Below are 25,997 nucleotides of genomic sequence, written 5' to 3'. Positions count from 1 at the left end.
GCTGGTTCGGGCGCCACCAGAGGCCGCGAAGCGCGGTTTAAGACGGGGAATGGAAAACACATGAAGCTTACGAAAACCGCCGTGCTGGCAGCCGCGCTGGCCCTTTCCTGTGCCACCGTCACGCTCCACGCAGCGCCCGCCAATGCAATGACATTCATGGAGTGGCTGCAGAAGCGCAAGGAAAAGAAGCAGGCCGAGGCCGTCGGATTGCCCGGCGTGAAGACGACCTCCGCGCTGCCGGGCGCCGCCGCCGAGGTGAAGCAGGAAGCCAAGCCGCTGCCGCGCGTCACCGGCCCGCGCTACTACACCTACAAGGCCGACGCCCTGAAGCGTGTCGGCGTCGACAAGCTGGCCGATCCGGTCGTCACGAGCTCGATTTCGGCCGATATCGCGCCGGCAGGCGATGCGGGCATCCGTGCGGCCTTCGCGAATGTCGACGTGCGCACCAATCCGGATGCCGCGAAGGCTGTCGAGACCTTCTATAGCGATTACCACAAATTCGTCTGGATCGACGGCACCGGCATCAACGACAAGGCGAAGGCCGCGATCGCGGTGCTGGCGGATGCCGCATCCGTCGGGCTCGATCCGTGGGATTATGCCGTGAAGATCCCGGCCGAGACTTTCGACGGCGCTGACATGAACGCGCGCTATGCCGAGCTCGCCACCTTCGAGATCGCGCTGTCCTCGGCCGTCGCCAGCTACGTGCAGGACGCCGTGCGCGGCCGCATCGATCCCAATCGCATCTCCGGCTACCACGACTTCAAGCGCAAGGACGTCAACCTCGTCGCGGCGCTGAAGAACGTCTCGATGAGCAGCAACGTCAAGGGATATCTCGAAAGCCGCTCGCCGCAGAGCGCCGACTTCCAGGCGCTGAAGGACGAGCTTGCCCGCCTCAAGGCCGAGACGGGCGGTGAAGACCGTGTCGTCATCGCCGATGGTACTTTGCTGAAGCCCGGCCAGAGCAATCCGGAACTCGCCAATATCGTGAAGGGCATCGTCAAGCACGGGTCCGACGCGCTGAAGACCGACCATTCCGTGACGATCGCCACCTATGCCGGCACGCCCGAATACACGCCGGAACTGGTGTCGCTCGTCGAGGCCTTCCAGAAGGAGCATGGCCTGAAGCCCGACGGCATCGTCGGCAAGGCGTCCATCCGTCTGCTGACCGGCGGTGATTCGGTTGCCGACAAGATCGCCAAGGTGGAGGTTGCGCTGGAGCAGGCGCGCTGGCTGCCGGTCGATCTCGGTGCGCGGCACGTCTTCATCAACCAGCCGGCTTTCCAGGTCTATTACTACGAAGGCGGTTCGGAAAAGTTCTCGATGCGCACGGTCGTCGGCTCCAAGTCGAACCAGACCTACTTCTTCGAAGACAAGGTGCAGACCGTCGAGGTCAATCCCTATTGGGGCGTGCCGCAGTCGATCATCATCAACGAGATGCTGCCGAAGCTGCGCAACGACCCGAACTATCTCGACCGCATGGGCTATGAAGTGGCCGTCGGCGGGCGGGCGGTTCCTTCGTCATCGGTCAACTGGTACGGCTCGACGTCGGGCATTTCCGTTCGCCAGCCGCCGAGCGGTGACAATGCGCTCGGCGAACTGAAGATCCTCTTCCCGAACAGCCACGCCATCTACATGCACGACACACCGTCGAAGAGCTTCTTCAAAAAGGACATGCGTGCGCTGAGCCATGGCTGCGTGCGCCTTGCCGAGCCCCGCAAGATGGCGGCCGCCGTGCTGGGCGTGAGCGAGGAAGAGGTTGGCAAGGAGATCGCCGCCGGCCGCAACAAGGCGCTCAACGTCAAGGCGGACATCCCGATCTACATCGCCTACTTCACCGCCTGGCCGAACAAGGACGGCGTGGTCGAGTATTTCGACGACGTCTACGGGCGCGACGACTATATGCGCAAGGCCTTCGCGGCGACGCAGAAGGCGCGTCAGGCCGGCGCCTGAGCGTCACGCCTCGATCGAAACAGAAAGGCGCCTGCAAGGGCGCCTTTTTCGTTGAACTGGATGGTTTTCTGCGGGCTCAGCGCGCCAGAAGCTGTTCCACGAGCGCGGGCGTCAGCTCGTCGAAATGAGCGATGACATGGGTCGGCTCAAGCGTGGCCACCGGCACATCGGAATAGCCGAAGGGCACGCCGATGGAGGGCACGCGGGCGTTGCGGGCGACGAGGATGTCGTTGAGGCTGTCGCCGATCATGACGGTGCGCGCCGGATCGCCGCCGGCCTGGCGCACCGTGCCCAGCAGGTGCTCGGCTTCCGGCTTGCGCACGGCAAACGTGTCGCCGCCGGTGATGGCCGCGAAGCGGTCCGTGAGGCCGAGGCCGTCGAGCAGGCGGCGCGCAAGGCCTTCCATCTTGTTCGTGCAGACGGCGAGCCGGTGGCCGGCATCCGCCAGGCGATCCATTGCCTCGACCAGGCCGGGATAGGGCGCGGAGACGCCCGGCATGGCATTGCCGTAATGATCGACGAAGACGCCAAGCATCTCCTGCAACTCGTCATCGGAAACGGCTCGACCGCGAAGCGCGAAGGCGCGCTTGATCATCACCACGCCGCCATGGCCGACGAGATGGGTCAGGTCGTCATAGGTGACGGGATCGAGCCCCCTCAGGCCGATCGTGTGGTTGAGGCTGGCCACGAGGTCGTGCGCGGTGTGGATGAGCGTACCGTCGAGATCGAAGACAACGAGAGAAGAGGTCATGGCAAGCCTTGCGGGACAGAGCGGACGAGGTCTTTCCGGTAAGCGAGGGGAGGCGCTTTTGCAATCGCCTTTTCGGTCCGGGACTTGCGGCGTTTTTGACTTTCGTTTGCCGGGCGGGGCGTGTAAGTGTCTCACCGGAATTCCGGTGCCGCGCGCGCGCCGGCGTGCAACGTTCAGGGAGTTGGGGGGCATGGACGCCCGTGAAATGAAGATCAAGGCGGCGGAAGCCGCACTGGCGCATGTGGAAGACGGCATGCGCCTGGGCATCGGCACGGGGTCGACCGCCGAGGCGTTCGTGCGGCTGCTGGCCGAGAAGGTCGCGGGCGGCCTGCGCGTCGAGGGCGTTCCCACATCCGAGCGCACCGCGCGGCTCTGCCTGGAGCTCGGCGTGCCGTTGAAGTCGCTCGACGAACTGCCGGAACTGGATCTGACCATCGACGGCGCCGATGAAGTCGACGGCCGGCTGCGCCTGATCAAGGGCGGCGGCGGCGCGCTGCTGCGTGAGAAGATCGTCGCCTGCGCCTCCCGGCGCATGATTGTCATTGCCGACGAAAGCAAGGTCGTCGAGACGCTCGGCGCCTTCAAACTGCCGATCGAGGTCAATCCGTTCGGCCTCGTCGCCACGCGTATCGCCATCGAAAAACTCGCGACGCGCCTGGGCCTTTCCGGCGCAATCGATCTTCGCGCGTCCGGCGACGGCACCTTCACCACGGACGGCGGGCACTACATTCTCGACGCATCTTTTGGCCGCATTCCTGATGCAGATGCGCTCGCAAGAAACCTCAACGACATACCCGGAGTCGTCGAACACGGCCTCTTCATCAATATAGCGTCGCTGGCCGTCATCGCGGGACCCGCGGGAGCACGCACGCTGACGGCGAAAGAATAGACAGGAGCAAAGACCACATGTCCAAATTTGCTGGTTTCGGCCGCACCCTCGCAGTGACCCTTATCGTTTCGGCCAGCCTTGCCGGCGCCGCCAAGGCGCAGGACGTCACGGACGACCAGATCAAGGCCGCCCGCGCCGCCATCGACGCCATCGGCGCGACGAGCGGTTTCGACAACATCCTTCCGAGCCTTGCCGCTCGCGTGAAGGCGACCTTCGTGCAGGCTTCGCCCAACTTCGAGGCCGAGATCAACACCGTCGTCGATGAGCAGGCGATTGCCCTTGCTCCGCGCCGCGCCGATCTCGAAAAGGAAGCGGCCACGATTTACGCCAAGACGTTCACGCAGGACGAACTGAAGGCCATCGCGGATTTCTATTCCTCGCCTGTCGGCAAGAAGCTCCTGTCGGATGGCCCGATCGCGACGCGCGAAGTCATGAAGGCCGCCGAAATCTGGGCCGCCGGCGTCAGCCGCGACCTGCAGACGGAAAGCGGCAAGAAGCTGGACGCCACGATCGGTGCCGCCGCTCCCGCCGAGGGCGGCGCGCAACAGCCGCAGCAGTAAGACAAAAAAGGCGGCCCTGGGCCGCCTTTTTCATTCCGTCGCCGGGCATGGCGGTCCGGATCGGCCTATTCGTGGATCGTGTATTCGCCGAGTTCGCAGAGGTTCTGCGTGTCGGTGGTCGTGTCGAGGTCGGAATCTTCAGAGAATTCGAAGCGCATATCGTATTCGCAGACGTCGCGGCCGTCTGCGATGGTGATTTCGATCGTTTCACCGGGATTGAGCACGTCCTGACCGAACACATCCTCTTCCCATTTGTCGACGCCGACCGGTGAGGTGTGGAAGCGGGTGAGCACGGAATTCGTGCCGTTCTTCAGGTTGAAGACGAGATCTTCGGCAGAGGCAGCGCCGGCAACCAGGAACAGTGCCGCGGAAGAGATTGCCATCAGTTTCGATTTTGACATTTTTGTCATCCGTTCAGCCCACGATTGAGCGATATCTCTTTTAAGTGTTGCCTCACATTCGGTAAATGAAAATAGCGTTGGACGGCCTGCCGTCGGGCGAGAATCGCGCGGTTGCGAACAACGTCTTCGATGGAGACGACGGGCTTTCACTTTTGTGCTGGCTGCACCTATATGGGAGGCACGCAAGGCCGTGGATTCGCCGGCCGTTCTCAACGCCATCGTCCGGCCACGTCCGCAGGAGATCCCCATGACGGCTTTCGATTACGACCTCTTTGTCATCGGTGGCGGCTCCGGCGGTGTGCGCAGCGCGCGCCTGGCCGCGAGCATGGGCAAGAAGGTGGCGATTGCCGAGGAATTCCGCTTCGGCGGCACCTGCGTCATTCGTGGCTGCGTACCGAAGAAGCTCTATGTCTATGCGTCGCAGTTTCCCGAGCATTTCGAGGATGCCGCCGGCTTCGGCTGGACGGTGGGCGAGAGCACCTTCGACTGGAAGGCGCTTGTGGCGGCCAAGGAGAAGGAAATCACCCGCCTCGAAGGGCTCTACCGCAAGGGACTGGACAATGCGGCGGCGACGATCCTCGCCACGCGCGCCGTTCTGGTCGGACCGAACACGGTGCGCCTGACGGCCACCGGTGAAGAGGTGACGGCCGAGCGTATCCTGATTGCCGTCGGCGGGCATCCGACGCCGCATCCCGACCTGCCGGGACACGCGCTGTGCATCACCTCCAACGAAGCCTTCGACCTGCCGGAAATGCCGAAATCCATCGTCATCACCGGCGGTGGCTATATCGCGGTCGAATTCGCCAACATCTTCCACGGGCTCGGCGTCGAGACGACGCTGATCTATCGCGGCAAGCAGATCCTCTCGCGCTTCGACCAGGACATGCGCCAGGGCCTACAGTCGGCGATGATCGCCAAGGGCATCCGCGTCCTGTGCGAGGACCTCATCATCGACGTCGCGGAGGCGGCGGACGGGCGCCGCACGGTCACGACCAAGGCGGGCGAGACGCTGCATGTCGATCAGGTGATGCTGGCGCTGGGCCGCGCGCCCAACACGGGCAGCCTTGGGCTGGAAACGGTGGGCGTGAAGACGGATGAGCGCGGCGCGATCATCGTTGACGACTATTCACGGACAAACGTGCCCGGCATCTTCGCGCTGGGCGACGTGACCGACCGCGTGCAGCTCACCCCCGTCGCCATCCATGAGGCCATGTGCTTCATCGAGACGGAGTTCCGCGGCAACCCGGTCTCTCCCGACCATGACCTGATCGCCACCGCCGTGTTCTCCCAGCCGGAAATCGGCACGGTGGGCCTCAGCGAAGAAGAGGCGGCGAAGAGGTTCGACGACCTTGAAATCTACCGCGCCGAATTCCGGCCGATGAAGGCCACGCTTTCGGGCCGACAGGAAAAGACCATCATGAAGCTCGTCGTCAATGCCGCCGACCGCAAGGTGATCGGCGCGCATATCCTCGGTCATGAAGCCGGCGAGATGGCGCAGCTGCTCGGCATTTCGCTGAAGGCCGGCGTGACCAAGGACGATTTCGACCGCACGATGGCGGTGCACCCGACAGCGTCGGAGGAGCTGGTGACGATGTACCAGCCGAGCTACCGCGTCAGGAACGGCCAGCGGATCTGAGGGCCGCCGGTTTCGCAGCCGACAGGCGGCCCGCGAAGCGATCCTCATGGCGCTTGAACAGAGCCGCGAGCCGGTCGAGCGCCAGGCGCATTTCCGGGCGATGGCGGTCGTCGTCGTTGACGGCCAGCCAGAGGGGATGGGTGAGTGCCTCGATCGGATCGCCGTCGCGCGCGAGCGCCGGCAGGGCATCTCCCACGAAGGTCGGCAGCACGCCGCGCCCCGCGCCGCCGGCAATCAGCCGGGCCAGGATATCGGGCGCGTTCGTCCAGGTGTGGATCTGGTTCTCGTGGTGGCGGAACACCCATTTCTCCGGCTCCGATATGGCAACCTCCGTGCCGATCGATATCCAGGGCAGCGCGTCGCCCGGAACGGCACCGGCCGCGCGATAGACCGCATAGGCGACGTCGACGGACTTGCGCACGGCGACATTGCCGGTCCTGGGCGCATCGTGGAGAAGCGCGATCATGCTGTGGCGATGGGTGAGATCCCCGATGGCCGACAGCAGCTTGCAGCACAGCCGGAAGCCGTCATCCCTGCTCCTGAGTTCGGCGAGGTTGTCGGCGACGAAGCCGGCCAGCCAGATATTGCCGGCGACCGACACGATGGGCAGCGTGAAGGCATCGCCGTGCCAGCGGGTGATGTCGGCCGTCGTGCGGCGGATGGTCTGCACATGCTCGAACAGCACGGCGCCATCCGGCGCCAGCCGGTAGCCCTGCTGGCTGCGGACGAACAGCGTGCGGCCCATGGAGCGCTCCAGCGCCAGCATGCGCCGCCCGATCGTCGGCGCGCTGATGCCGGTTATCGCTGCTGCGCCCGCAAGGCCGCCTTCGGCTGCGACATGAAAGAAAAGCTGCAGATCGCTCCAGTCGACTTCCGACATTCCCGTTCCCTCTTCACACCACCCTTCTTAGCGCAAATTGCGCCGCTCGGCATCGCTCGCCGGTGAAACGGGCGTTTCATTCGTGCATCTACGAAGCGCGGGCGCCAGCCGCTACCTCATGACGGACATCAAGACAGGAGTTTGTCATGAGCCCGGAATGGATGATCGCCTTCGACCGGCAGGAGGCCATGTCGCATGAAACGAGACGCAAGAGCCTGGCCGATCCGCTCGAGCGGGTGGAGTGGCGGGGCCTGCAATGGGTGAACACTCTGTTCGGCCGCATGGCCGCCGCCCGCAGGCGGCAACGGTTGAAATCGAGACAAAGTCCTGTTTCCAGATGGATATTCGCGTCCGAAGTGTCTCGACGTCGCTGACAGGCAACGCCGCTTCGATATTCTGTGCTTTACCGCCTGTTACCGGGATGGCGCAGCCGTCGCAATTGCATTGCAGGCGCTGGAACTGCGGCTATGCAAGAACCATCTAACGGTTTATAAGCCCGCATCTTCAAACGGAGAGGCGCCCGCCGGTTTCGGGCGCTTCAGGACAGGTGAGTATCATGGCACAGAATTGGACCCCGAACAGCTGGCGGCAGAAGCCCATCCAGCAGGTTCCGGAATATCCCGATCTCGCCGCATTGGCGGCGACCGAAGAGCGCCTCGCGAAGTTTCCGCCGCTCGTCTTCGCCGGTGAGGCACGTCGCCTCAAGGCATCGCTCGCCAATGTCGCAGAAGGCAAGGGCTTCCTGCTGCAGGGCGGCGATTGCGCCGAGAGCTTCGCCGAACACGGTGCCGATACGATCCGCGACTTCTTCCGCGCCTTCCTCCAGATGGCCGTGGTCCTGACCTTCGGCGCCCAGCAGCCGGTGGTGAAGGTCGGCCGTATCGCCGGCCAGTTCGCCAAGCCGCGCTCGTCCGGCATCGAAAAGCAGGGTGACGTGTCGCTGCCGTCCTACCGTGGCGACATCATCAACGGCATCGAATTCACCGAGGAAGCCCGCATTCCGAACCCGGAACGCCAGATCATGGCCTACCGCCAGTCGGCTGCGACGCTGAACCTGCTGCGTGCCTTCGCGATGGGCGGCTACGCCAATCTCGACAACGTGCACCAGTGGATGCTCGGCTTCGTGAAGGATAGCCCGCAGGCCGAGCGTTACCGCAAGCTCGCCGACCGGATTTCCGAGACGATGGACTTCATGAAGGCCATCGGCATCACCTCGGAGAACCATCCGAACCTGCGCGAGACGGATTTCTTCACCAGCCACGAGGCGCTGCTGCTCGGCTACGAGCAGGCGCTGACGCGTGTCGATTCCACCTCGGGCGACTGGTACGCGACCTCCGGCCACATGATCTGGATCGGCGACCGCACGCGCCAGGCCGATCACGCGCATATCGAATATTGCCGCGGCATCAAGAACCCGCTCGGCCTCAAGTGCGGCCCGTCGCTGACCGGCGATGGCCTGCTGGAGCTGATCGACCTGCTCAACCCGTCGAATGAGGCCGGCCGCCTGACGCTGATCTGCCGCTTCGGCCATGACAAGGTCGCCGACAACCTGCCGAAGCTCATCCGCGCCGTCGAGCGCGAGGGCAAGAAGGTCGTCTGGTCCTGCGATCCGATGCACGGCAACACGATCACGCTCAACAACTACAAGACGCGTCCGTTCGAGCGCATCCTGTCGGAAGTCGAGAGCTTCTTCCAGATCCATCGTTCGGAAGGCACGCATCCCGGCGGCATCCACATCGAGATGACCGGCAATGACGTGACGGAATGCACCGGCGGCGCGCGTGCGCTGTCGGGTGACGATCTCGCCGATCGCTACCACACGCATTGCGATCCGCGCCTCAACGCCGACCAGGCGCTCGAACTCGCCTTCCTTCTTGCCGAGCGCATGAAGGGCGGCCGCGATGAAAAGCGCATGGTCGTGAACGGCTGATCGCCTTTCGTTCTTGCTTCGGTTCCCCTCGATGAGCGGGGCTGATGGAAGCATTCAGGAATGTGAAATTGACAGGACCGGGCCAGCTGGACAAGCTGGCCCGGTTTTCATTTGCGCGCTGCGCCTGCCAGGGGAAGAAGGACATGAGCGAAGTCCACACGGGACATTGTCTTTGCGGCGCGGTGCGGTTTCGCACCTCCGGTCCGTTGCGCGCGGTGACGGCATGCCATTGCAGCCAGTGCCGCCGCCAGACCGGGCATTTCTACGCGGCGACCAATGTGAGCGACGACCGGCTGGAGGTCGAGGGTGGCGAGAGCGTGACCTGGTACCGGGCGAGCGAGGCGGCGAGCCGCGGCTTCTGCCGCATCTGCGGCTCGGCGCTGTTCTGGAAGGGCGATGGATCGGACAACATATCCATCATGGTCGGTGCTTTCGACCTGCCGACGGGACTGGCCATCGGCAAGCATATCTTCTGTGCCGACAAGGGCGATTACTACGAAATCGAGGGCGACGCGCCGCGCTACGACGCCGCGCGGTGAGCCGTTCTTACTGCACCAGGGCAGGACGCTGACAGCGCACGCCCGTTACGCGGATATCGGCCTCGCCGATGCGAACGCCGACGACCAGCAGCAGATTGTAGAGCAGGTCGTCGATGGCTGGCGTCACCGCGCCGAGCGTTGCGGCCAGTGCTGCGGTCAGCACCTTCGGCGTGCCGATCGTGAGGAACAAGACCTGGATGTCGAGATCGAGATTTTCCAGCAGGGACTTCGTGATCGAGGTGAGGGCATCGCGCGTCGAGGCGGTTTTCGTGGCGCGGGCGGCGATCTCCGTCGGCGAAAAGGTGATCCTGCTTTTCGTCAGGTTCTGGGCTTCGACATGGGCGATGGCATCGATGTTGACCAGGCCGGAATCGACGATCCGGGCCTTCTTGACGCGCGGCTCGGTGGAGAAGTTGGAAAGCACGGACGGATCGACGGCGCCGATCGCGATTTCGGCAAGCCCCGGCACGGCGTCGATGGTGACGTTGGCATTGGCCGTGGTGCCGCCGAGGCAGCGGATATCGGCAAGCTTCGCCTCTGAGGCTGCCACTTCCACATAGAGCGGCAGCTTTATGCGGATGCCGGCGAGGGCCGCAAGTCCGTCGACACCGACCTCGACGGCAAGGCGCGTCTGGGCGCTGCGCACCGCGCTGCCGGGGGCGCCGAGGCGGTGGGCCGGCGTTTCCACCGGCGGCTCGCCGATGGCGAGAGCCACCTTGACGCCGGCGAGGCCCGGCACGCCCGCACCGAGGTCGAGCGCCACCTGGTTCGTGCCGTTGGCAAGGGCCGCACCGGCGGACACGATCTGCATGGCATTGACCGACATATCCCAGTCGCCGCCCGTTGCCACCGCGATGCCCTTCTTCGGGTCGAGGTTGAGAATGCGGGAAAGCGGCAGCTTGACCTTGCTCTTGCTCGTTGCCTGCTCAAGGGCGCGCAGAGCCGAATTGACGGTGCTCGACAGGCCTTGCACCGTGCGCATGGATGCCAATAGTTCCGGCATGGTGATGCCGGCGTTCAGCACGTCTTCATAGGTCCCGGCCGTCAGATTGAGCTTTGTCGCGACGGCCTTGAGGAACGGCTGGACGGCGATGTCGGTATCGACGAGCGCGCGGTAATCCATGACCTTCAAGGACAGGTTGGTGCCGAGAAGCTTGCCGAGCAGTGCGTTGAGGATGCCGTCGTTGAGGCTTGCGAGCCGGGTTCCGATCGAGAAGGCGGCTGTCTTGGTGCGCGAAGCCGCACCCGTCGCCGAAAGCACGGGCGAACGCGGCATGAACATCGAGGCGACGAAGAGGTCTGCCGGGCGCGTTAGCTGCACCCGCGCCGCATCCGCATCCGTCGTCGACGGCGTGAAGCGATCCTGCGGCAGCAGGTCCGGGTCGGCGACGTAGCGGCCGCGCTCGACCGTGGCCTCGGCAACCGTCGTCTTGCCGAGGTCGAGCGATGGGTCGGCCGGGAAGGACAGGCCGTTCCTGCCCGTGACATTGGCGGGCACGCGGTTGAGCGAGAAGAAGGCGGCCGTGGCCTTCTCGGCTTCCATAACATTCGAGGCGGCGGCGATGGCGGCGAGATCGGCATCGGCCTGAAGCGCGCGCTGTTGCACCGTGAGGTAACCGAAGTCCACGCCGAGCGCGAGCGAGAACACCATCAGCGGCAGGCTGAGGGCCGCGAGCGTGCCGATATTGCCCGCGCGGTCTTTCAAGAAGGGAAGACGGTCCATTTCACATGCCCCCCACGCGCACCGTCGCGTAGCGGCGGATCTCTTCCTGCGGCAGGGCGAAGGTGAAGAGCTTCCAGATCGGCAGGTCGCTCGAATCGTAGGCGATGGTCACCGTGAACTGGTCGGGGTTGCCCGGATCGTCTGCGACGACGACGTGCATCTTTGCCCTGTTGATGAAGGAATAGTCGAAACGCGAGGCGTCGAGATAGCGGTTGACCAGCATGACGCGCTCCGCCGGATTGAGGCCGGCCACCGCGGTGCGTGCGGCGTCCGCCGCGATCTGTTGCACCGAGTGGGTTACGCTGAGATAGATGCCGTAGGCGATCATCGTGAAGAGCGCCAGGAAGAACAGCGGCGCGATGATCGCGAATTCCAGCGCCGAGGTGCCGGCGCGGTCTTTCGACAGACGGGCGAGGGCGTGCATGACATCTCCTCCGTGGGATGGTCGGCGGTCAGGCATTTCCGCATCCGGGAGGGATGCACGTTTATCGTGCATCGAAAGTCTTAATTTCTCCTATAGATTGCTTTTTGGACGTGGCGCGCACCACAGGTTGAGGCTGGTTGTCAGTCCCGCTGCCGCAGCGCGTCGTGCAGGCGCAGCACTTCCATCTTCAAGGCGGCGATCTCGTTGAGGAAGTGCGTGTCGATCTTGTGATGAAGCGCCATCAGTTCGATTTCCGCCTTCAGGTTGACCTCATAGTCCTTCGACGCCGCGAAACGGTCGCGCATGGCCTGGCGGTTCTGCGACATCATGATGATCGGCGCCTGCAAGGCGGCCAGCATGGACAGGACGAGATTGAGGAAAATGAAGGGGTAGGGGTCGAAGGCCTCGCGGCTGAGGATGATGGTGTTGAGGACCGTCCAGACGAGGAGGAAGACGAGGAAGCCGATGATGAAGGTCCAGGACCCGCCGACGCGGGCGATGGTATCGGCGACGCGCTCGCCGAGCGATTGTTTGGACTCGTAGGCCGCGTTGGTATCCTCGGCGAGGATGCGCCCGGCGCGCGAATTCATAAGGACCTGGCGTTCGGTCTCGTCCAGCTCCTCGGCGGGCTTGCCGAAGAGGACCTGCGCGGCATCGTCTAGCGTTTTCATGGGGCGGCTCCGGGAAAGCGAATCGAAGCCTAACCTAGCGCTTTTCCGGCGAAAATCAGTAGCCCGCGCTCATCAGTTCCGCATGGGAATCGAAGAAGCGTTCCAGACCGTATTGCTTGCCGAACATGATGTCGTGCTGCAGGAAGCGGAAATCGCGCACCAGCGGGTCGATCGTCTTCTTGCGCGACCAGTCCGTCGTCGCCTTGCCCTTCGCATCGATCAGCATGTAGCGGTCGATGACGCGCAGCTTGTCGTGCACGGCGCCGAGGAAGCCCGTGTAGTAGGGGTGCTCGAAGCCTGCTTCCTTGAGGATGTAGTAGGAGAGGAACGCCGGGCTGATCGTGCCGATATCCTTCTCGGCGCCGGTCTTGTTGGACCAGACGACGAGCGGGGTCTCGTGTTCCTTCTTCATCTGTTCGGGCGTACCTTTACGCGAGGCGGTGACGCCCTTCATGTAGCCGGAATTCTGGTAGACGGTGTTGAGCGGTGGAAGATGATCGCCGAAGACGACGATGATCGTTTCGCGGTCGCGTTCCTTTGCCCAGTCCATCAACATCTTGAGGCTGTCGTCGGCTTCCTTCACACCCTGGGCATAGCTTGCCAGCATGCGCTCGCTGCGCGGATCGAGCGTGCCCTCGACACCGATATCGGTCTTCGCGTAACGGCCGTCATCATAGGGGCCATGGCCCTGGAGCGTGACGGTAAAAAAGAAGAACGGGTCTTCCTGCATATCGGCCTGACGGATGATTTCCTTCGTCAGCGCCTCGTCGGATGTGAAGTTGCCACGCTTGGCCAAAGGCGGCATCTTGTCGGCATCCTTGAAGGTCTCGAAACCGAAGGCCTTGTAGACGCTGGAGCGGTTCCAGAACCAGCCCGAGAACGGATGGATGGCGCGCGCCGTATACCCTTCGGCTCGGAAGAAGGTGGCGAGCGACGGGATCGGCTTGCGGATATACTGCTGGTAGGGAATGCTGCCCGTGGGCAGGAAGGCGTTGGAGAAGCCCGTCAGCGCCTCGAATTCGACATTGGCGGTGAGGCCGCCGAATTCCGGCGAGAAGACGTTGCCGCCCTCGTTTTCGCGGATGACCGGCATCGGGTCGGCGGAAAGCTTCACGGTTTCCAGCCGTGTCGGATCCCAGAGCGACTCGCTCATGACGACGATGACGTCGGGCTTCGTGCGATGGGAGGTGCCGGCAGGCAGAGGTTTGGATGGAATCTTGTCGATGGCATCGACCATGTAGCCCGCGGGGGCCTGCACATTGGCCATGGGCAGGTTGATGGCAAAGGCCATCATGAAGCCGTTGTGGCGATAGTTCTCCGCCTGATCCCACATGATGGGGAAGACTTTCAGGCGGTCACGCATCCAGGAGAACTCGTTGTAATCCATGATGGAGGCGAAGCCGGCCAGCAGCGGCACCGCAAGCGCCAGGCGCGCCAGGCGTTCCTTGCGGGTCAGCGGACGGAAGCGGCGCCAGGCGAAGATCCACAGGGCGATGAGGCCGGCCATGCCTACCGCGACGGCAAGCGCAAGGGCAGCCGCCGTCCACGGACGGTCCTGCACCAGCACGGGCATCAGTTCGAGGATCTGGCGCCCGAACAGCAGGTCGGTCGGGTAGAGAGGATCTGTAAGGAAGACCTGTTTCTGCTGCGAAATCACGCCCATCAGGATAACGAGCGGCGAGACCAGCAGCACGGCCTTGTGCTGCCGCCCGATCAGCGCATCCAGTGCGAGATAGAGCAGGAAGAACACGCCCGTCGTCGTCCAGCCGGGCTGCTGGAGATTGGTGAGGTAGGCATAGGTCTGCTGGACGGAACCGCGCGTGATGAGCTCGATGGCGACGACGGTTGCGAGCGCCAGGATGCCCGACACGGTGAGCGACCGAAAAACCGCCAGCGTCTTGGCATGGCGCGTGAGAAAGCCTATCCTGTCGGTGCGTTTCTCCGTGGCTTCGACTGCCACCGCTGCGGTCGTTAACAGGGCCAAGGCCTTCTCCGATTTCACAAAACTTTCGTCTCTCTGTCATATGGATGTCATCTTGAACAGGAGATGAACGCTTCCTTTAACGTTGCCCATACGCTTTGGTTCAGTCTGTTGCCGCGCAGCAATGGTGGAGCGCCGCATGCGGGCGAACCGGGTTTGCATCCCGTTGTTTTCAATCGGTGCGGCTGTTCATTCCAAAAGTGCGCGGTATGTTCTAAAGAGCTTGCGACCGTCCGAGCGTGCGGCTGCACGATCGGACACAAGAGGAGACGGGTCCGCAGAGATGACTTCCGAGACTGAAAAGACGACGCTGCGCATTGCTGTCGCGCAATTGAACCCGACGGTTGGCGATGTGGCCGGAAATCTGGCCAAGGCGCGCGCCGCGCGTGCGGACGCCGCAACGCAGGGCGCCGACCTGCTTTTGCTGACGGAACTCTTCATCTCCGGCTATCCGCCGGAGGATCTCGTGCTGAAGCCGGCCTTTCTGAAGGCCTGCCACCGCGCCGTCGAGGATCTCGCCGCCGACACGGCGGATGGCGGCCCGGGCGTCATCATCGGTTTTCCGCGGCAGGACGAGACCGGCCGCTACAATGCCATCGCCGTTCTGGATGCGGGCAAGGTCATCGCCGTGCGCGACAAGGTGGACCTGCCGAACTATGGTGAATTCGACGAGAAGCGCGTCTTCGACCAGGGCGCGATGCCGGGACCGGTGAACTTCCGCGGCGTGCGCCTCGGCATTCCGATCTGCGAGGACATCTGGGGCGAACTCGGCGTGTGCGAGACGCTGGCGGAAAGCGGCGCGGAAATCCTGCTGTCGCCGAACGGCTCGCCCTATTATCGCGGCAAGGTCGATATCCGCCACCAGGTCGTGCTGAAGCAGGTCATCGAGACCGGACTGCCGCTCCTCTATGCCAACCAGCTTGGCGGGCAGGATGAGCTTGTCTTCGACGGCGCGAGCTTCGCCTTCAACGCCGACAAGACACTGGCCTTCCAGATGAGCCAGTTCGAGGAGACCATCGCGCTCACGACGTGGAAGCGGCACGGCGACGGCTGGGCCTGCGACGGCGGCCCGGTGTCGCACATTCCCGAGCGCGAGGAAGCGGATTACCGCGCCTGCCTGCTCGGCTTCCGCGACTACGTCAACAAGAACGGCTTCAAGAATGTCGTGCTCGGCCTGTCCGGCGGCATCGATTCCGCGATCTGCGCAGCCATCGCCGTCGATGCGCTGGGCGAGGAGCGCGTGCGCTGCGTGATGCTGCCATACCGCTACACGTCGGAGGATTCGCTCAAGGACGCCGCCGATTGCGCGAAGGCGCTGGGCTGCCGTTACGACATTGTGCCGATCGAGGCGCCCGTGACCGGCTTCCTTTCGGCACTGTCGGAGACCTTCGAGGGCACGGAAGAAGGCATCACCGAGGAAAACCTGCAAAGCCGCACGCGCGGCACGATCCTGATGGCGATTTCGAACAAGTTCGGCTCGATGGTGGTCACGACGGGCAACAAGTCGGAAATGTCGGTTGGTTATGCCACGCTCTACGGCGACATGAACGGCGGGTTCAACCCGATCAAGGACCTCTACAAGATGCAGGTCTACGCATTGTCGCGCTGGCGCAACCAGCATGTGCCGCCGGGCGCGCTGGGCCCGACCGGCGAGGTGATCCCGCACAACATCATCGACAAGGCGCCGTCCGCAGAGTTGCGGCCGAACCAGACCGACCAGGATTCCCTGCCACCCTATCCGGTGCTCGACGACATCCTCGAATGCCTCGTCGAGCTGGAGATGAGCACGGAGGAGATCGTGGCGCGCGGCCACGACGCGGCGACCGTCCACCGGATCGAACACCTGCTCTATATCGCCGAATACAAGCGCCGCCAGTCGGCGCCCGGCGTGAAGATCACCCGCAAGAACTTCGGCCGCGACCGTCGCTACCCCATCACCAACCGCTTCCGCGACCGGGGGTAGCGAGACGGGCGACTGCCCGCTTGCGACTTTCGGCAGATTTCGTGTTGCGGGCTTGATCGTTCGGCCGTGCCGTGCACAATCCGGCCGTCAGGTGCCCGCTTGCGGGAGAATCGGGAAACCGGTGCGGGGAAACCCAGGTCCGGTACGTGCCCAACGCTGTGACGGGGATGGCTTGTCCATAAAACCTTGAATCGATTCAGGGTTTTGCCACTGGTTGTTCAACCGGGAAGGCAGGGCGAGGCCGTGTGAACCGAAGTCAGAAGACCGGCCTGGCGAGATAGACCGAACCGCGCGGACGGCGGCAGGTTTTGCGCATTGTTGGGGAGATGACGATGCGAACCGAACCGTGGGACCCTCTGGTCCGGGCGGATGCCTTTCCATGTGAGGAGAGGCAGGCCGTCTACCGCGCCATCGAAACACGCCGCGACGTGCGCGACCAGTTCCTGCCCGATCCCTTGCCGGACGATCTGGTCCGCAGGCTGTTGCAGGCGGCGCACAATGCGCCGTCGGTCGGCTTCATGCAGCCGTGGAACTTCCTTCTCGTGCGTAACCTGCCCACCCGGCAGGCGGTGCATGCGGCCTTCCTGAAAGCCAATGCCGAGGCGCAGGCGATGTTTTCCGGCGAACGGCAGGCACGCTATCGCGCGCTGAAGCTCGAAGGCATCCTGAAGGCACCGCTGTCCATCTGCGTGACCTGCGATCCGACACGGGCAGGGTCCGTCGTGCTGGGGCGAACGCACAATCCGCGCATGGATGTCTATTCCACCGTCTGTGCCGTGCAGAACCTCTGGCTTGCGGCGCGGGCGGAAGGGGTGGGCGTCGGCTGGGTCAGCATCTTTCACGATAGCGATATCCGCGCGATCCTCGGCATTCCTGACCATATCGAGATCGTCGCCTGGCTGTGCGTCGGTTTCGTCGATCAGCTCTATGGTGAACCGGAGCTGGCCGTGAAGGGCTGGCGGCAGCGCCTGCCGCTGGAGGAACTGGTCTTCGAGGAGCGCTGGCCGGACGTCAGTTGACGTCGGCACCGGCCGGGCGGCCGAGGTCGATCGCGGATTCGTTTTCCGGCAGGAAGGCCGGGCCGACCGTGCGCACCTTTTGCTTGGACGGGTCGTAATCGCGCTCGGCAGCCTTGACCGGAACCTTCGCCTCTTCCTTGCGGGGCAGGGTGTGGATCGTGCTTACGGAGCCGGCCCCGCCATCGGGCGCCGTTTCCGTCGTCGTCTCCCCGCCGGCCGCCTTTTCGCGCTTGATCATTTCCTGATAGTAGGCCGAAAGGTTGCAGCCGCAGGCGCCGGGCTTGGAGAGATCGCGCGTGCGGTAGGCGAAGGCGTTCTGCAATTCGACATAGGCGCGGCCGGTGACCGTGGACGTCATTTGCTCGGTTTCCTGCCCGCGGCCCATCGCCTGGTAGAACAGTTCCGTCTCGGTCTGCGGGCACATCATGGCGCAGACCTGCTGGTCGCGGCGGAAATCCATCGGCGACGCGTTGGAGGAGATCGGGAAGAAGCCACCGTCGCAGGTGCGCACGCAGACGGTGCGCAGGCTCCCGTGCCCGGCATTGCCGCCCAGCGAGCGCAATTGCAGCCGGTCGCTGCCTTCGGGCGTCGTTCCCAGCGGCAGGGTGCGCGTGTCGTCGAGCGAGCGCAGGCGCTCGGTCGCGGCAACCGGCGTCACCTTCGCGTCGTTGCAGCCCTCGGCCTCGAGCCTGGAGAGCAACTGGTTGCGCCTGGCTTTCGACGTGCCGCCACCCGACAGGTCACGCCGTTTGCTGTCGAGGATCTGGAGGTTCTGCTCCATCTTGACGATCACGGTGGCGAGCGTGGCGCAGGCATCGGCATTCGCGCCGCCGATCACGATGATGCTGCCGCTGGAGCAGCGCAGGCGGCGCTGGTCGCTCCTGGCCTGCCGCAGCTGGATGTTCTGGCGGGCGATGGCGGAAGCGTATTTGCGGGCGTTCGCGGTATCCACCACGACCTTGGGGAGGCCTGCGAGTTCCGCTTTCAGGCGCTGGCACACGTCGGCCAACGCCGTGCCGCCGGAGAAAAGAAGCGACAGGCCGGTTGCGACGGCAAACAGGAAGCGACTGCGTCCCTTCACGGTATCGATCCCTATCGATCTTCGAGCATGTCGAAACGGCCGGCGAAAACCGGTCTTCGTCAGCTTATCATAGGGCGCACCGGGACAAGTGCAACGCCGACAGGCATTCGTGATTAACGGCCTCGATATCCGCCTGCCTTGCATCCGCCTTGGTCAGCCCCTAGATTGCGGCCATCGTCAATGCCGACCGGATGGTGCTTCATGGATTTCAACCCGACCACAAATCGACTTCGTTTTGTCATCGGGGATATCCGCATCCATGCCGCATTCCATCGCGCTTTCCAAAATCTCGTGGTCCACGCCTGACGGGCACACACTTCTTTCCGATCTCGACCTGACCTTCGGCGCCGCGCGCACCGGCCTTGTCGGCCGCAATGGCGTCGGCAAGACGACGCTGCTCAGGCTCGTCACGGGCGACTTCGTCCCGCAATCGGGGACCATCACCGTCGACGGCACGCTTGGCGTGCTGCGCCAGACCGTGCAGGTCACCGCTGGCGAGACCGTCGCCGATCTTTTCGGCATTGCCGATATGCTCGACCTCATCGCCCGCGCGGAGCGCGGCGAGGCGGACGCCGACGCGCTTGCCGATGCCGACTGGACCGTGGAGGTGCGGTTTTCAGCCGCGCTCGCGCGTCTCGGGCTTCAGGCGGGCCCGGACACCCTGCTTTCGGCCTTGTCGGGCGGGCAACGTACCCGGGCGGCGCTTGCGGCCCTGGTGTTCCAGGAGCCGGACTTCCTGCTGCTCGACGAGCCGACGAACAATCTCGACCGTGAGGGCCGGCAGGCGGTGCTCGACCTGCTTGCGGGCTGGCGGGCCGGCTCGGTGGTCGTCAGCCATGACCGCGAATTGCTGGAGACGATGGACGTCATCGTCGAACTGACATCGCTCGGCGCCAGCAGCTATGGTGGAAACTGGAGCGCCTATCGGCAGCGCAAGGCGCTCGAACTGGCCGCAGCCCATCGCGATCTCGCCGATGCGGAAAAGCATGCGGGCGAGGTGGCGCGTACCATGCAAGCCATCGCCGAACGGCAGGCTCGCAGGGACAGTGCCGGCCGCCGCAAGCGGGCGCGGGGCGATATCCCCCGCATCGTTCTCGGTGCCATGAAGGAGCGCAGCGAGCTGACGGGCGGTGCGAATGCGCGGCTTGCCGAAGGCCGGCAGGCGGAGGTGGGCGACGCCGTCGCCAAGGCCCGCGCGCGTATCGAAGTGCTCCAGCCCCTGACGGTCAGCGTGCCGCCGACGCACCTGCCGGCAAGCCGGGTGGTCCTGCGCATGGAGGATGTCACGGCCGGTTACCGGCCGGAGCAACCGGTTATCCGCGATTTCTCCCTCGTCGTCACCGGGCCGGAGCGCATCGCCATCACCGGCCCGAACGGTTCGGGAAAGACCACGCTCCTGTCGCTGCTGACGGGCGACCTGCAACCGGCGAAGGGCAGCGTGCGCCTTTTCACCGATCTCGCCCTGCTCGACCAGCGGGTGAGCCTGCTCGACCCGGCCCTGTCGATCCGCGACAATTTCCGGCGGATCAATCCCGGGGCGGACGAGAATGCCTGCCGGGCGGCCCTGGCGCGCTTCATGTTCCGGGCGGATGCGGCCTTGCAGGTGGCGGGAAGCCTCAGCGGCGGGCAGTTGCTGCGGGCCGGTCTCGCCTGCGTGCTGGGTGCCGGGCAGCCGCCGGCGCTGCTCGTGCTGGACGAGCCGACGAACCATCTGGATATCGATTCCATCGAGGCGGTGGAGGCGGGCCTGCGGGCCTATGACGGCGCGCTTGTCGTCGTCAGCCACGATGCGGCGTTTCTGGAAGCGATCGGCATCACGCGCAGGATCAGCCTTTCGGGACCGTCCTGACGAAAACGGCCGCCGGTTTGCCGGCGGCCGTCCGTCTCGATAGGCCGCTTGCGGCATCAATCCGGGTAGGAGGCTTCCACCACGGCAAGTGCCGCCATGTTGACGACGCCGCGCGACGTGGCCGACGGCGACAGGATATGGGCGGGCAGGGCGGCGCCGAGCAGGATCGGGCCGACATGCAGGCTGTCGGTCATGGTCTTGACCACGCCCATCGTGATGTTGGCGGCGTCGAGGTTCGGGAAGACCAGCAGGTTGGCTTCGCCCGACAGTGTCGAGTTCGGCATGACGCGCTGGCGCAGCGTTTCGGAAATCGCGGCATCGCCGTGCATTTCGCCATCGGCTTCCAGCGTCGGGTCGATTTCACGCACGATATCCATCGCGCGGCGCATCTTGTAGGCGCTGTCGGAATCGCGCGAGCCGAAGTTCGAGTGCGAGACGAGGGCGGCACGCGGCGTGATGCCGAACCGGCGGATTTCCTTGGCCGCCATCACCGTCATTTCCGCGACTTCCTCGGGCGTCGGGTTGAAGGTGACGTACGTATCGGTGAAGAAGGTCGCGCCGCGCTGGGAGATCAGCAGGCTGAGGCCGGAGAAGTCCAGCACGCCCGGCTTCTTGCCGATGATCTGGCTGACATCGCGCAGGTGCTTGGCATAGCGCCCTTCGACGCCGCAGATCAGCGCATCGGCCTCGCCGCGCTTGACGGCCAGCGCACCGATGACCGTCTGGTTGGTGCGCACGATGGTGCGCGCGGCTTCCGGGATGACGCCCTTGCGGCCGACGATGCGGAAATAGTCGTCCACATAGTCGCGGTAGCGCGGATCGTCTTCCGGATTGATGACCTCGAAATCGCTGTCGGGGCGAATGCGCAGGCCGTAGCGCTTGAGGCGCGTCTCGATGATCTGCGGGCGGCCGATGAGGATGGGCTTGGCGATTTCCTCTTCCAGCAGCACCTGGGCGGCGCGCAGCACGCGCTCGTCCTCGCCTTCGGCGAAGATCACGCGCTTCTTCTCGGCATTTTTCGCCGCCGCGAAGATCGGCTTCATGATGAAGCCCGAACGCCAGACGAAGCGGTTCAGCTGGTCGAGATAGGCGTCGAAATCGGCAATCGGGCGCATGGCGACGCCGGTTTCGGCGGCCGCGCGCGCAACGGCCGGCGCAATCCGCAGGATGAGCCGCTGGTCGAAGGGCGAGGGGATGAGGTAGTTCGGGCCGAAGACCGGCGTTTCGCCGGAATAGGCGCGGGCGGCGACGTCGGACACCTCTTCGCGGGCGAGCGCTGCGATGGCGCGCACGGCGGCCATCTTCATTTCCTCGTTGATCGTGCGCGCGCCGCAATCGAGGGCGCCGCGGAAGATGTAGGGGAAGCAGATGACGTTGTTGACCTGGTTCGGGAAGTCCGAGCGGCCGGTGCAGATCATCGCGTCCGGGCGGGCGGCGCGCGCCTCTTCGGGCATGATTTCCGGCGTGGGATTGGCGAGCGCCATGATCAGCGGCTTTTCGGCCATGCGCACGAGCAGTTCCGGCTTCAGGACGCCGGCGGCCGAAAGACCGAGGAAGACGTCGGCGCCGTCGATGGTTTCGGCCAGCGCGCGCTTGTCGGTCTCCTGCGCGTAGACGGCCTTCCACTGGTCCATCAGCGCTTCGCGGCCCTTGTAGACGAGGCCTTCGATGTCGTGGACCCAGATGTTTTCGACCTTGGCGCCGAGCACGACGAGCTGGTTGAGGCAGGCGAGCGCGGCAGCACCCGCCCCGGAGGCCACGATCTTGGCGTCGGCGAGCGATTTTCCGGCAAGCTCAAGGCCGTTCAGGACGGCGGCCGCCACGATGATGGCCGTGCCGTGCTGGTCGTCGTGGAAGACGGGGATGTCCATCTTCTCGCGCAACTGGCGCTCGACTTCGAAGCATTCGGGAGCCTTGATATCCTCGAGGTTGATGCCGCCGAAGGTCGGCTCGAGCGCGGAGATGACATCGACCATCTGGTCGACGGTCGGCGCGTCGATCTCGATGTCGAAGACATCGACGCCGGCGAATTTCTTGAACAGGACGGCCTTGCCTTCCATGACGGGCTTGGAGGCGAGCGGGCCGATATTGCCGAGGCCGAGGACGGCCGTGCCGTTGGACACCACGGCGACGAGATTGGAGCGCGCCGTGTAATCGGCGGCCGTGCTCGGATCGTCGCGGATGGCGAGACAGGGCGCGGCGACGCCCGGCGAATAGGCGAGCGCGAGGTCGCGCTGGTTGCCGAGCGGCTTGGTGGCGGTGATCTCGAGCTTTCCGGGACGGGGATAACGGTGGAAGAAAAGCGCCTGCTGGTCGATGTCTCCGCTTGCGGGGCCGTTCTGCGTCCGCGGTTTGTCACCGGTGCTCATGATACTCCTGCCATATTCTGTTTTCGTTGCGGCCTTCGTGGCACAAAACCGCCGCGAGGTGAAGTTTAACGGGTGTACCATAAAGCCGCATTCAACAGCCGGTGCAATGCCTATTTGCCTTTCGAAAATGCATAGCTGTGTCATCAATCTGAAATAGGACTCTGGTTTTCAGGAGACCGAGAGCCGCCCGTCATGACGATGATCGCGGTGGCCGGCCACCCGGAGACGAACGCATGACCGTGACCCCTGCCGACCCCGACGTCCGCCACTTCCGCACGCTCTTCATCTCGGATGTGCATCTGGGATCGAAGGCCGCCAAGGCGGATTTCCTGCTGGACTTCCTGCGGCATCACGAGGCCGAGACCATCGTGCTGGTCGGCGACATCGTCGATGGCTGGCGGCTGAAGCGCAACTGGTACTGGCCGCAGGCCTTCAACGACGTCACGCAGAAGATCCTGCGCAAGGCGCGCAAGGGCACGCGCATCGTCTATATCCCCGGCAATCACGACGAGTTCCTGCGCGATTTCCCCGGCACGCATTTCGGCGGTGTCGAGGTTGCCGAGCGCATGATCCACGAAGGCGCGGACGGCAGGCGCTATCTCGTGCTGCACGGCGACGAGTTCGACGTGGTCGTGCGCCATGCCCGCGTGGTCGCCTATCTCGGCGACTGGGCCTATGATGCGGCCATCGCCATCAATGTGGTCTTCGCCGCCATCCGCCGACGGCTCGGCCTGCCGTACTGGTCGTTCTCGTCCTGGGCGAAGCAGCAGGTCAAGTCGGCCGTCAACTTCATCGGCGAGTTCCAGAAGGTCGTGGTCGAGGAGGCGCGCCGCAACAATGCCGACGGCGTCATCTGCGGCCATATCCACCACGCCGTCATCACCGAGATCGACGGTATCCGCTACATCAACAGCGGCGACTGGGTGGAGAGCTGCACGGCGATTGCCGAACACCATGACGGCGAGATGGAGCTGATCACCTGGCAGACGATGGCCTCGCGGCCCGCCGCGGTGCTCGCCGTGTCGCATCAGATGCCGACCATCGAGACGCGCGAACGGGTTGGCGCGGAGGCCGCCTGAGGCGTCGCCGGCAGGCGCCGACGCCTGAAAAATCCCGGATTGGCCTGCGCGCTGCGGCATGATAGAGCGGCAAGCGTTTCAATGCAGGTTTCCCGCCAATGACGCCCCCCTCCGGGTTGAGAGTTACCACCGGCGCGCCGCCGTTCTTCGCCGTGCGGATCGCGCTTGTCTTCTGCGCGCCGATGATGGTCAACGGCATTGCGCTCCCGTTTTTCCCGGTCTGGCTGGAAACGCTGTCGCTTACCGATTTCCAGATCGGCATCGTGCTTGCCGTGCCGCTGTTCGTGCGGGTCTTCACCGCGCCGGTCGCAGGCGTCATCGCCGACCGGATCGGCGAGCGCTCGATCGTCCTCCTGTGGTCGGGGCTGCTTTCGCTTTTGACGGCCCTGGCGCTGTTTGCGACCGGCTCGTTCTGGCCGATCCTGCTGCTCTACACACTGCAGGGCGCGGTCTATTCGCCCTATGTGCCGATCACCGAGGCGATCATGCTGTCGGGCGTGCGGCGCTGGAACTTCGATTATGGCCGCATGCGCCTGTGGGGCTCGCTGGCCTTCATCGTCGCCACGATGGGCGGCGGCTGGCTTGCCGGGCTCTATGGCGGCGCCATGGTGCTGCCGGCGATGGCAGTGGCTTTCGTCCTGACTGTCGTGGGCGCGCTCATCGCGCCGAAGATCGGCAAGCCGCGCCGGCCGTCACCGATCGCCGCCATAGCGACCATGCCGACGAAGAGCACGCTGCGCCAAAGCGATGTGCAGCTGATGCTGATCGGCGTTTCCCTCGTCAATGCCAGCCACGCCATGCTGTTCGCCTTCTCGGCGATCTACTGGCAGAAGATGGGCTTCAGCGGCGTCGATGTCGGCATCCTCTGGAGCGCGGGCGTGCTGGCGGAAGTGGTGTTCTTCCTGCTCGCCGTCCAGCTCAGGCGGCGTTTCAATCTCTGGTCGATGATGATCGTCGGCGCGTCGGTGGCCGTGGTGCGCTGGATCGTCTTTCCGATGGAGATGTCGTTTGCCGGCTATTTCGCGCTGCAATGCCTGCACGCCTTCACCTATGCGCTCATCCACATGAGCGCGCAAAGCCGGCTCGTGCAGCGGGTGGCGGAAGAGCAGGAGGCGGCGGCGCAGGGGCTGTACTTCTTCTACACCGGCATCTTCACGGCGCTGGCGACCTTCGTCTCGGGCTATGCCTTCAGCTGGTATGGCGTTCAGGGCTTCTACCTGATGTCGCTTGTCGCCGCAGCCGGTCTCATCTGCGTCGTGGCAGGCCGGTTGCTCGCGCCGTCGGCTCAGCCCCAGAGCGCCGGCTCCGGCGGATAGACGTCGGAGCCTTCGTAGCGCAGGGCCGGCTCCCGGTCGCGCGCCAGAAGCAGCGGGCCGTCGAGATCGACGAAGTCGGCGCCCTGCGCCAGAAGCACGGCCGGCGCCATGCCGAGCGACGTGCCGACCATGCAGCCCACCATGATCTTCAGGCCGTGGGACCGTGCCGCCTGGCGAAGCGCCAGCGCTTCCGTCAGCCCGCCGGCCTTGTCGAGCTTGATGTTGATGGCGTCGTAGCGGTCGGCGAGGCCGGCGACATCGCGCGTGCGGTGCACGCTCTCGTCGGCGCAGACGATGACCGAGCGCGCCATGCCGCGCAGCGCCGAATCGTTATCCGCCGGCAGCGGCTGTTCGACGAGCGCGATGCACGCCTCCTCGCAGACGGCGAAGTGATGCGCGAGATTGTCCGGCGTCCAGCCCTCGTTGGCATCGAGGATGATGGCGCTGTCGGGTGCGCCTGCGCGTACGGCGCGGATACGGGCTTCATCGTCAGCCGTTCCGACCTTCACCTTGAGCAGGGGACGCCAGGCATGTTCGGCGGCCTGTCGCTGCATGGTGTCGGGTTCCCCGAGCGAAAGCGTATAGGCCGTGACCAGCTTCTGCGGCGCCGTCGTATCCAGCACCTGCCATGTCGGCACGCCGGACAACTTTGCCTCCAGGTCCCAGAGGGCGCAGTCCAGCGCATTGCGCGCCGCACCCGCCGGCATGAGGCGGGCAAGCTCCTCGCGGCCGACGCCGTCCTCGATGGCGCCGCGCATGTCCTCGATGGCGGCAAGCACGCCCGGCACCGATTCGCCGTAGCGCGCATAGGGCACACATTCGCCGCGGCCGAGGGCACCCGAGGCGCCGATCGTGCAGGTCACCACCTCGGCCGTCGTCTTCGCACCGCGCGAAATGGTGAAGGCGCCGGCAATCGGGAAGCTCTCGGCGGCGGCGAGAAGTGTTCTGTTCATCGGATCGGCTCTCCCGGTATTGAAAAAAGCGCA

The 25,997-nt window shown here is 64.6% G+C and carries 22 protein-coding genes and 1 riboswitch; of the genes, 12 read left to right on the top strand and 10 right to left on the bottom strand.

All coding sequences use genetic code 11. From position 1 onward, the window contains the following. Positions 1–60: 60 nt before the first annotated feature. Entirely contained in the window at positions 61–1,950 is a 1,890-nt protein-coding gene (locus tag GR158_RS00250) for a murein L,D-transpeptidase (protein WP_160869198.1), read from the top strand. Positions 1,951–2,026: 76 nt separating this feature from the next. Here GR158_RS00250 and GR158_RS00245 read toward each other — a convergent pair whose 3' ends face one another. Further along, positions 2,027–2,701 carry an HAD family hydrolase gene (locus GR158_RS00245; RefSeq protein WP_160869196.1) on the bottom strand — a complete coding sequence of 225 codons (675 nt, stop codon included), beginning with the start codon at positions 2,699–2,701 and terminating at the stop codon, positions 2,027–2,029. A gap of 190 nt (positions 2,702–2,891) precedes the next feature. Between GR158_RS00245 and rpiA the strand changes: the two genes are divergently transcribed. Together rpiA and GR158_RS00235 are read left to right on the top strand one after the other, a co-directional pair. After that, complete coding sequence (gene rpiA, locus GR158_RS00240) at positions 2,892–3,590, top strand: ribose-5-phosphate isomerase RpiA (RefSeq protein WP_160869194.1); 699 nt, start codon at positions 2,892–2,894, stop codon at positions 3,588–3,590. A 17-nt stretch (positions 3,591–3,607) separates the two neighbouring features. Further along, on the top strand, positions 3,608–4,150 hold the full coding sequence (locus GR158_RS00235) for a DUF2059 domain-containing protein (protein WP_134649981.1): 543 nt from the start codon (positions 3,608–3,610) through the stop codon (positions 4,148–4,150). 65 nt (positions 4,151–4,215) lie between these two features. On the opposite strand, the gene GR158_RS00230 is transcribed toward GR158_RS00235, so the two are convergent. After that, on the bottom strand, positions 4,216–4,551 hold the full coding sequence (locus GR158_RS00230) for a hypothetical protein (RefSeq protein WP_160869192.1): 336 nt from the start codon (positions 4,549–4,551) through the stop codon (positions 4,216–4,218). Between the two features lie 247 nt (positions 4,552–4,798). On the opposite strand from GR158_RS00230, the gene gor reads away from it, so the two are divergent. Then, on the top strand, positions 4,799–6,187 hold the full coding sequence (gene gor, locus GR158_RS00225) for a glutathione-disulfide reductase (protein WP_160869190.1): 1,389 nt from the start codon (positions 4,799–4,801) through the stop codon (positions 6,185–6,187). On the opposite strand, the gene GR158_RS00220 is transcribed toward gor, so the two are convergent. Continuing rightward, the gene (locus tag GR158_RS00220; RefSeq protein ID WP_160869188.1) at positions 6,165–7,067 is read right to left on the bottom strand and encodes a LysR family transcriptional regulator; all 903 of its coding nucleotides are present in this window, start codon (positions 7,065–7,067) and stop codon (positions 6,165–6,167) included. The two genes, gor and GR158_RS00220, sit on opposite strands and share 23 nt — an antisense overlap. 146 nt (positions 7,068–7,213) lie before the next feature. Here GR158_RS00220 and GR158_RS00215 point away from each other — a divergent pair, with 146 nt between their 5' ends. From GR158_RS00215 to GR158_RS00205, 3 genes are all read left to right on the top strand, one after another. Beyond that, positions 7,214–7,441, top strand: coding sequence for a hypothetical protein (locus GR158_RS00215; RefSeq protein ID WP_160869186.1), 228 nt, complete (start codon positions 7,214–7,216; stop codon positions 7,439–7,441). Between the two features lie 182 nt (positions 7,442–7,623). Beyond that, positions 7,624–8,997: a class II 3-deoxy-7-phosphoheptulonate synthase gene (locus GR158_RS00210; protein ID WP_134649976.1), complete on the top strand. Its 1,374-nt coding sequence runs from the start codon at positions 7,624–7,626 to the stop codon at positions 8,995–8,997. A 143-nt stretch (positions 8,998–9,140) separates the two neighbouring features. Beyond that, positions 9,141–9,536 carry a GFA family protein gene (locus GR158_RS00205; protein WP_160869184.1) on the top strand — a complete coding sequence of 132 codons (396 nt, stop codon included), beginning with the start codon at positions 9,141–9,143 and terminating at the stop codon, positions 9,534–9,536. A gap of 7 nt (positions 9,537–9,543) precedes the next feature. On the opposite strand, the gene GR158_RS00200 is transcribed toward GR158_RS00205, so the two are convergent. The 4 genes from GR158_RS00200 to GR158_RS00185 form a co-directional block, all read right to left on the bottom strand. Beyond that, positions 9,544–11,259 carry a pilus assembly protein TadG-related protein gene (locus tag GR158_RS00200; RefSeq protein ID WP_160869182.1) on the bottom strand — a complete coding sequence of 572 codons (1,716 nt, stop codon included), beginning with the start codon at positions 11,257–11,259 and terminating at the stop codon, positions 9,544–9,546. 1 nt (position 11,260) lies between these two features. Further along, positions 11,261–11,683 (bottom strand): TadE/TadG family type IV pilus assembly protein, encoded by a 423-nt coding sequence (locus GR158_RS00195; RefSeq protein ID WP_160869180.1) that lies wholly within the window; start codon positions 11,681–11,683, stop codon positions 11,261–11,263. Between the two features lie 140 nt (positions 11,684–11,823). After that, positions 11,824–12,354 carry a DUF1003 domain-containing protein gene (locus GR158_RS00190; RefSeq protein WP_160869178.1) on the bottom strand — a complete coding sequence of 177 codons (531 nt, stop codon included), beginning with the start codon at positions 12,352–12,354 and terminating at the stop codon, positions 11,824–11,826. Positions 12,355–12,409: 55 nt separating this feature from the next. Further along, a complete protein-coding gene (locus GR158_RS00185; protein ID WP_246665498.1) occupies positions 12,410–14,338 on the bottom strand; it encodes an LTA synthase family protein in 1,929 nt (642 codons plus the stop codon). A gap of 280 nt (positions 14,339–14,618) precedes the next feature. Here GR158_RS00185 and GR158_RS00180 point away from each other — a divergent pair, with 280 nt between their 5' ends. Then, positions 14,619–16,298 carry an NAD+ synthase gene (locus GR158_RS00180; protein WP_160869176.1) on the top strand — a complete coding sequence of 560 codons (1,680 nt, stop codon included), beginning with the start codon at positions 14,619–14,621 and terminating at the stop codon, positions 16,296–16,298. Positions 16,299–16,370: 72 nt separating this feature from the next. Continuing rightward, positions 16,371–16,586, top strand: a riboswitch (cobalamin riboswitch). Positions 16,587–16,630: 44 nt separating this feature from the next. Next, a complete protein-coding gene (gene bluB / locus GR158_RS00175) occupies positions 16,631–17,317 on the top strand; it encodes a 5,6-dimethylbenzimidazole synthase (protein WP_160869174.1) in 687 nt (228 codons plus the stop codon). On the opposite strand, the gene GR158_RS00170 is transcribed toward bluB, so the two are convergent. Then, complete coding sequence (locus GR158_RS00170; protein ID WP_160869172.1) at positions 17,310–18,398, bottom strand: DUF2865 domain-containing protein; 1,089 nt, start codon at positions 18,396–18,398, stop codon at positions 17,310–17,312. The genes bluB and GR158_RS00170 overlap by 8 nt on opposite strands. A gap of 259 nt (positions 18,399–18,657) precedes the next feature. On the opposite strand from GR158_RS00170, the gene GR158_RS00165 reads away from it, so the two are divergent. Continuing rightward, on the top strand, positions 18,658–20,247 hold the full coding sequence (locus GR158_RS00165; protein WP_160869170.1) for an ABC-F family ATP-binding cassette domain-containing protein: 1,590 nt from the start codon (positions 18,658–18,660) through the stop codon (positions 20,245–20,247). A gap of 56 nt (positions 20,248–20,303) precedes the next feature. Here GR158_RS00165 and GR158_RS00160 read toward each other — a convergent pair whose 3' ends face one another. Beyond that, complete coding sequence (locus tag GR158_RS00160) at positions 20,304–22,616, bottom strand: NADP-dependent malic enzyme (protein ID WP_160869168.1); 2,313 nt, start codon at positions 22,614–22,616, stop codon at positions 20,304–20,306. 233 nt (positions 22,617–22,849) lie between these two features. On the opposite strand from GR158_RS00160, the gene GR158_RS00155 reads away from it, so the two are divergent. Both GR158_RS00155 and GR158_RS00150 read left to right on the top strand, forming a co-directional pair. Beyond that, positions 22,850–23,695, top strand: coding sequence for a UDP-2,3-diacylglucosamine diphosphatase (locus GR158_RS00155; protein WP_160869166.1), 846 nt, complete (start codon positions 22,850–22,852; stop codon positions 23,693–23,695). 98 nt (positions 23,696–23,793) lie between these two features. Then, entirely contained in the window at positions 23,794–25,011 is a 1,218-nt protein-coding gene (locus tag GR158_RS00150; protein ID WP_160869164.1) for an MFS transporter, read from the top strand. Here GR158_RS00150 and dgcA read toward each other — a convergent pair. Then, the gene (gene dgcA, locus GR158_RS00145) at positions 24,981–25,964 is read right to left on the bottom strand and encodes an N-acetyl-D-Glu racemase DgcA (RefSeq protein WP_160869162.1); all 984 of its coding nucleotides are present in this window, start codon (positions 25,962–25,964) and stop codon (positions 24,981–24,983) included. The two genes, GR158_RS00150 and dgcA, sit on opposite strands and share 31 nt — an antisense overlap. Between the last annotated feature and the right edge of the window lie 33 nt (positions 25,965–25,997).

This window comes from Shinella sp. AETb1-6 (genome assembly GCF_009826875.1).
Classification (GTDB): Bacteria; Pseudomonadota; Alphaproteobacteria; order Rhizobiales; family Rhizobiaceae; genus Shinella; species Shinella sumterensis.
This window is presented reverse-complemented; position numbering and strand designations above follow the sequence as displayed.

What these genes read in the sequence shown, in the direction of transcription:
- GR158_RS00235 (WP_134649981.1), top strand. Translation starts at nt 3,608, where the DNA reads ATGTCCAAATTTGCTGGTTTCGGCCGCACCCTCGCAGTGACCCTTATC.
- GR158_RS00160 (WP_160869168.1), bottom strand. Translation starts at nt 22,616, where the DNA reads ATGAGCACCGGTGACAAACCGCGGACGCAGAACGGCCCCGCAAGCGGA.
- GR158_RS00150 (WP_160869164.1), top strand. Translation starts at nt 23,794, where the DNA reads ATGACGCCCCCCTCCGGGTTGAGAGTTACCACCGGCGCGCCGCCGTTC.
- GR158_RS00250 (WP_160869198.1), top strand. Translation starts at nt 61, where the DNA reads ATGAAGCTTACGAAAACCGCCGTGCTGGCAGCCGCGCTGGCCCTTTCC.
- GR158_RS00215 (WP_160869186.1), top strand. Translation starts at nt 7,214, where the DNA reads ATGAGCCCGGAATGGATGATCGCCTTCGACCGGCAGGAGGCCATGTCG.
- rpiA (WP_160869194.1), top strand. Translation starts at nt 2,892, where the DNA reads ATGGACGCCCGTGAAATGAAGATCAAGGCGGCGGAAGCCGCACTGGCG.
- GR158_RS00210 (WP_134649976.1), top strand. Translation starts at nt 7,624, where the DNA reads ATGGCACAGAATTGGACCCCGAACAGCTGGCGGCAGAAGCCCATCCAG.
- GR158_RS00200 (WP_160869182.1), bottom strand. Translation starts at nt 11,259, where the DNA reads ATGGACCGTCTTCCCTTCTTGAAAGACCGCGCGGGCAATATCGGCACG.
- GR158_RS00230 (WP_160869192.1), bottom strand. Translation starts at nt 4,551, where the DNA reads ATGTCAAAATCGAAACTGATGGCAATCTCTTCCGCGGCACTGTTCCTG.
- gor (WP_160869190.1), top strand. Translation starts at nt 4,799, where the DNA reads ATGACGGCTTTCGATTACGACCTCTTTGTCATCGGTGGCGGCTCCGGC.
- bluB (WP_160869174.1), top strand. Translation starts at nt 16,631, where the DNA reads ATGCGAACCGAACCGTGGGACCCTCTGGTCCGGGCGGATGCCTTTCCA.
- dgcA (WP_160869162.1), bottom strand. Translation starts at nt 25,964, where the DNA reads ATGAACAGAACACTTCTCGCCGCCGCCGAGAGCTTCCCGATTGCCGGC.
- GR158_RS00220 (WP_160869188.1), bottom strand. Translation starts at nt 7,067, where the DNA reads ATGTCGGAAGTCGACTGGAGCGATCTGCAGCTTTTCTTTCATGTCGCA.
- GR158_RS00165 (WP_160869170.1), top strand. Translation starts at nt 18,658, where the DNA reads ATGCCGCATTCCATCGCGCTTTCCAAAATCTCGTGGTCCACGCCTGAC.
- GR158_RS00180 (WP_160869176.1), top strand. Translation starts at nt 14,619, where the DNA reads ATGACTTCCGAGACTGAAAAGACGACGCTGCGCATTGCTGTCGCGCAA.
- GR158_RS00190 (WP_160869178.1), bottom strand. Translation starts at nt 12,354, where the DNA reads ATGAAAACGCTAGACGATGCCGCGCAGGTCCTCTTCGGCAAGCCCGCC.
- GR158_RS00205 (WP_160869184.1), top strand. Translation starts at nt 9,141, where the DNA reads ATGAGCGAAGTCCACACGGGACATTGTCTTTGCGGCGCGGTGCGGTTT.
- GR158_RS00195 (WP_160869180.1), bottom strand. Translation starts at nt 11,683, where the DNA reads ATGCACGCCCTCGCCCGTCTGTCGAAAGACCGCGCCGGCACCTCGGCG.
- GR158_RS00155 (WP_160869166.1), top strand. Translation starts at nt 22,850, where the DNA reads ATGACCGTGACCCCTGCCGACCCCGACGTCCGCCACTTCCGCACGCTC.
- GR158_RS00245 (WP_160869196.1), bottom strand. Translation starts at nt 2,701, where the DNA reads ATGACCTCTTCTCTCGTTGTCTTCGATCTCGACGGTACGCTCATCCAC.